This window comes from Sporosarcina quadrami (assembly GCF_014836615.1).
In the GTDB taxonomy this organism is placed as follows: domain Bacteria; phylum Bacillota; class Bacilli; order Bacillales_A; family Planococcaceae; genus Sporosarcina; species Sporosarcina quadrami.
In genome coordinates, this window is record NZ_JACSQN010000036.1 from 1 (window position 1) to 1784 (window position 1784).

At 45.5% G+C, this 1784-nt stretch carries 1 protein-coding gene; it reads left to right on the top strand.

Translation table 11 applies throughout. The annotated features are described in order from the left end of the window. Positions 1 to 123 precede the first annotated feature (123 nt). Positions 124 to 1401, top strand: coding sequence for an IS110 family RNA-guided transposase (locus H9649_RS17685; RefSeq protein ID WP_099640080.1), 1278 nt, complete (start codon positions 124 to 126; stop codon positions 1399 to 1401). The last annotated feature ends 383 nt before the right edge of the window (positions 1402 to 1784 follow it).

Genomic DNA, 1784 nt, shown 5'->3' on the forward strand with positions numbered 1-1784 from the left:
ATAAGGAGCATTCCTGTTAGAAGCTTTTTCGGGGACTTGAACAGAAAAAGCCCTCTTGGTATGATGCGGGGTGTCAAATCTGCACGAATTGACCCCTAATTTAGATACCAAGGAGGACTCATCATGAATTTTACGCAAAACGCTAAAATTAATCAAGTTACGGATAAAACGCTGGTAATAGGAATGGACATCGCCAAGCGCACACATTACGCCTGCATGGTAGATGAACGTGGCCTGCTCCTAAAGAAATCGTTTCCTGTACACCAATCCAGGCAAGGGTTCGAATACTTCTATGAATGCATTCTTAATGCTAAGAAACAATTTGGCAAAACTGATGTCATCATTGGCATCGAGCCGACCGGCCACTACTGGCTCAATTTGGCTTACTTTCTCGACGATCGGGGAATCCCCCTCGTTGTATGTAATCCAATGCATGTAAAGAAATCCAAGGAACTTGACGACAACCTTCAGACCAAGAACGACGCTAAGGATGCCCTTGTCATCGCTCGTTTAGTGAAAGACGGTCGATACAGCTATCCACGGATCTTGAGGGAGACAGAGGCTGAACTGCGAGTAGGTGCGACGCTCAAAGGCAATCTGACTGAAGAATTGAACGCTGTTAAAAACAAGATGATCCGCTGGACTGATCGCTATTTTCCAGAGTTTCAACAAGTGTTCCCAAGCTTCGGCAAGATGGCACTCGCAGCACTTGAATGTACACCATTCCCAAACGATATAGCGGGAAAAGAGCCAATCGAACTGGTTGAAATCTATCGGGATGTTGAGGGAATGAAATCCCCTCAGTTACCGAAGGCGAAGAAACTCATTGATTCAGCGCTTATCTCTATTGGCATAACAGAAGGACAGACGATGGCACGTATTGAAATCACCACACTTGTCCAACGCTATCGCCAGATTGAAAAAGAACTTGAATCCCTTCAGGAAAGCTTGACGGAACTCATTGAGACGACAGTTGAGTACGAGTATCTTCAAACGGTCCCTGGTCTTGGGGACGCAACCATCATTGATTTATTATCGGAAATCGGCAGCTTCGCCCATTATGATCATCCACGCCAATTACTTAAACTCGCGGGATTGACACTTAGGGAGAACTCGTCCGGCCAGCACAAAGGTCAGAAACGAATTTCTAAAAGAGGAAGAAGCCAGCTGCGTGCACTGCTCTTCCGTGTCATGATGCCAATGGTGCGTCATAACAAGGCATTTAAACAACTGCACGAGTATTACACAACCAGACAAGTCAATCCATTACGCAAGAAACAGTCCATTGTAGTTCTCTGTGGAAAACTACTGAAGGTACTGCACGCAATTTGTACGAAGCACATGGTGTTTGACGCAGAGCAAATGATGAGAGACATTCCCACGCTCGAAAGAGCTGCCTAAGCATTGCATTCATAGTGAATGACTAGAAAATTGGATGACACGGAGAAGCCGGCATTATATTTTCCATTCGACCTACGAGTCCCCTAAGGAGCTTCGCCAGCCTCCGCCTTATGACTAGACCGAACGAAGGAATGTAGGTGCTTCAGACGCCAAGAGACATGGGAGGGTACGTCATCATAAGCAATGCGGAGATCCATAGTGCATCGTATACGGACCAATCACCGCAACCAGTATTATCCAGCGGTGACCGCGTAGCGTGCCTCAGACTGTTTGAAGATTCGAATATCAAATAAGTATTAGTTAACAGAGTGTCAAAAAAAATATTTTTGACACCCTTACAGCGGGTCAAACCGTTGATACATCAATATTTATAGAGGGAGGAA